Origin of the sequence: Xanthomonas sp. D-99 (assembly GCF_017746145.1) — a bacterium.
Classification (GTDB): Bacteria; Pseudomonadota; Gammaproteobacteria; order Xanthomonadales; family Xanthomonadaceae; genus Xanthomonas; species Xanthomonas cissicola.
Map to the genome: position 1 here is coordinate 1 of NZ_JAGHWU010000112.1, position 3,582 is coordinate 3,582.

General features: G+C 67.5%; 2 protein-coding genes. Both read right to left on the reverse strand.

Translation table 11 applies throughout. The features are described from left to right. Nucleotides 1-20: 20 nt before the first annotated feature. Complete coding sequence (locus J7360_RS20835) at nt 21-2,345, reverse strand: FUSC family protein (protein WP_209034730.1); 2,325 nt, start codon at nt 2,343-2,345, stop codon at nt 21-23. After that, nucleotides 2,342-3,582, reverse strand: a 1,241-nt coding sequence (locus J7360_RS20840; protein WP_244667875.1) for an efflux transporter outer membrane subunit, incomplete at its 5' end; no start/stop codon positions are given. The genes J7360_RS20840 and J7360_RS20835, both read right to left, overlap by 4 nt.

The window sequence follows — 3,582 nt, forward strand, 5'->3', positions numbered from 1 at the left end:
AGTGGCGCGCAAGCAGTGCCTTATCGTCCCGGCGGGAGAGGGGCCAACGCGGGCTGCTGTTCTGCGACGTCCTGATGCTGCGCCGTTGTCTTTGCAAACACGCTGTAACGCAGCCCAATCAACCCCAACAACGCCTCATCGCGATGCGCGCCGGCCGGTACCTTGCCCACACGCGTCAGCGACGCATCCAAACGATCACGCAAGGAGTCGGGACCCGGCAACGGACGCTTCTGTGCAACCTGCTGCCGGTAGTACGCAGCCACCTCGCGCAGAATCGCGTCCACCGCATCACGACTGGAGGCCGGCAAACCATGCCGGGCGTGGCGCAGCTGCAGGATGTTCAAGCCCACGCGGATTTCGTTGAGCATATCCACCGAGGCCAGGTCGCTGCCTTCCGGCGTCAACGCCAGCCGTGGCGCAAGCAGGCCAAGCAGATCCAGCATGCGTGCGGCAAAGTGCTGGCGATCGTGCGCGCCGTGTCCGTCGGCGGCGTCGGCCAGCGTGCGCCAGCCCTGGCGCACCAGCCGGCGTGCGCTCCATTCGGCACCGACCAAACGAAACAGACGCGTGAGCACCACCGCAAACCCGATCCCCAGCACCATCGCCACCGCCGCATTGACGAAGCTCTGCAGGTTGGCGCTGTAGCTGTTCTGCAGGCTCAGCAGCGCGGTGAGGTTCACCACCAGCGGCAAGGCGATCAGCATGCTCTTGGGGCGATGCAGTAGCGCGCCCAATGGCAGGAAGCCCGCCGCGAGCACCAACACCAGCATCGGGAAATCGTGGATGGCCGGGAAGATGCCGAACTGATAGATGCCGGCAACCACGCTGGCCACCACCGCCCAGGTCAGGAACGACAGCATGCTCGGTGCAGGGTCGTCCTGGGCGGCGAAAAACGCAGCAGTGACCGCGGCCATCATCGCGCCGTTGCCGCCGCCTTCCCAGCCGATGCCGATCCACAATACGCAGTACGCCATCAGCGCGAAGCCGGCGCTCAGCGCGGAAAACGCGGCCATGCCGAAATCGATGTGGCGCGTGGCGTTGGCAGCGCCCGACACGTCGTTGATGGCCGGCGATGACCAAGGCGATTGCTGCGACGGAGCCTCACGCGTTGACCGAGGCAGTTCAAGATCTTGCGACGTTGCGTGCACCTGCGCGGGCGAGATGGCCTGCGCCGCCTGACTGCGCGACCAGCCCAAGCGCCGCCGCAGCGATCGATGTATTGCGGCACGCGGAGCTGCATCACTGGTTGTGTTGTCGGCCTGCACGGATGCCGCATGTACCGTAGACGGCATCGCACGCAGCGCAACCGGCGCCGTGCCCTGCACCAGGGCCTGCTGCAGCGTGCGGCAGGCCTGCCACAGGTCGAGCAGTTCCTGCAGGCGCAGCAGCACACTGTCCAGCAGCAGGTGATCAATGTCCTGATCCACCACCGGGCGCAATGCGTCGATGCGGACACGCAATGCATCAGCGTTGGCATCGGCATCGGTATCGGTATCGGCGTGGACACTGCCGCTGTCGCCCGCAGGATCCACCCACGCAGCAACATCTTCCAGCAAGGCCGCAAGCGTCGAGGCGTGCGCCGCGCCATCGCGCTGCAAGGCATCCAGGCGGTCGGCAATCGACGACAGTACCGGCAGCAGCATCAGCATGCGGGCGCGCAGCTGTTCCAGCGTTGGAGCCGCCCCGGCATGGCGCGGGTCGTCGTGGCGGACGAAGGCGATCAAGGCCTCGAATTGCACCAGATCGGCCGCCAGCCGATTGCGCGGCGCCTGCGATGGGCCGCGCTGCAGCACCTGGCGGCACCACTGCGCCGCGTCCTGCATCCAGTTACCGATCCGCGCGGTGAGCATGGGCTTGACCGAGGCCGGGAACAGCAGCGACGCGAACAGCACCGCCATCACCGTGCCCAGGATGATTTCTTCGCTGCGGGCCACGACGGTGTCGAAGATGCTTTCCCGCGAGGTGACCGCAGGAAAGCCAATGAACGCGGTGGTGTAGCCGGCCAGCAGGAACGCATAGCCGCGCGGGCCGCGATTGAGCAGCGCCAGGAACAGGCATGCCGAGAGCCACAGCGCCATCGCCGCGCTCAACAGCAAAGGCGTTTCCACCAGATTCGGCAGCATCACCAAGGTGGCCACGCCGGCCAGCAAGGTGCCGAGCACGCGGTACACGCCCTTGGCACGGGTAGGGCCGAGCAGCGGTTGCGAGACGATGTAGACCGTGGCCATTGCCCAGTACGGTCGCGACAAATTGCCGGCCAGCGCAACATACAGCGCCACGATCGAGGCGGCAAAGGTCTTGGCCGAAAACAGCCAGGCCTGACGATCGCGCAGCAACGGCATCATCGCGCAGCCTTGGTGTGGTTGCGCCCTGCGTCGGCATCCCAACCGCCGCCCAGCGCCAGAAACAGCTGGATCTGGTCCTGCGACACCTGCGCTTGTGCAGTGGCCAGGGTCATGTCGGCGGTGGCCAGGGTGCGCTCGGCGTCCAGGCTGGACAGGTACGGCGTGCGCCCGCCCTGATACAGGCGCCGGTTTTGCGCCGACGCCAGCTCGGCCTGTTGTTGCGCCTGTTCCAGCAGATGCAGGCGGTCCAGATCCTGCGCATAGCGCGACAAGCTGGTCTGCACTTCGCGCAAGGCCTGCAGCACGGTGTTGTCGAACTGCGCCAGCGCAGCGTCGGCGCCGGCTTCGGTGGCGCGCACCCGCGCACGTGCGCCGCTGGAGGGCAGCGTCCAGGAAATCAGCGGGCCGAACGACCACGCGTGCGTGGCCGGCTCGCCGAAATCCGCCAGCAGGCCGGTGGCGCCGATGGAACCACCCAGGCGGATGTCCGGATACAACTCGGCGGTGGCCACGCCGATGCGTGCGGTGGCGGCGGCGAGCCGGCGCTCGGCCTGGCGCACATCCGGGCGGCGCGCCAGCAGCGCGCGGCCATCGCCGATCGGGATCGGCTGCTGCACTGCCGGCGCGTGCGCGCAGCTGTCCACGCCGGCCGGCACCTCGCCGGGTGTCTTGCCGAGCAGCGCGGCCAATTGGTAAGCGGCGGCCTGGCGGCGCGCGCGTAGCGGCGGCAGCGACGCTTCCAGCATCGCCACCTGCGCGGTGGCGCGCGCCAGATCCGGTGGCGTGCCGCGACCGGCCGCGATCAGGCGTTGGGTGATCTGGCGGCTGTGTTGCTGCAACTGCAGCGAATGCTCGGCCACCTGCAACTCATGGTTGGCGTGGCAAATCTCCACATAACTGCCAGCCACCTGCGCGGCCACGCTGACGCGCGCCAGATCGATCGCCGCCTGCGCCACCTGGGTGTCGGCGTGCGCGGCTTGGGCACCGCGTTGCAGCTTGCCGAACAGATCGAACTGATACGACACACCGAACTTGCCATCGGCCAGGTTGAACACCGGCAGTTTTTCTTCCTGCAGGAACGCTTCGGCCGACACCTGCGCGCGGCTGACGCCGGCTTCCACGTCGTAATCGAAACCGCCGGCATCCATGGCCTGTTCGTAGACCGCAGCGGCGCGGCGCAGGTTGGCACCGGCCACCTTCAGCTCGATGTTGTCGCGCAGGGCCTGCTCGATCAGGC

Excerpts from the sequence above, each read along its gene's own strand:
- J7360_RS20835 (WP_209034730.1), bottom strand. The coding sequence starts at position 2,345 with ATGATGCCGTTGCTGCGCGATCGTCAGGCCTGGCTGTTTTCGGCCAAG.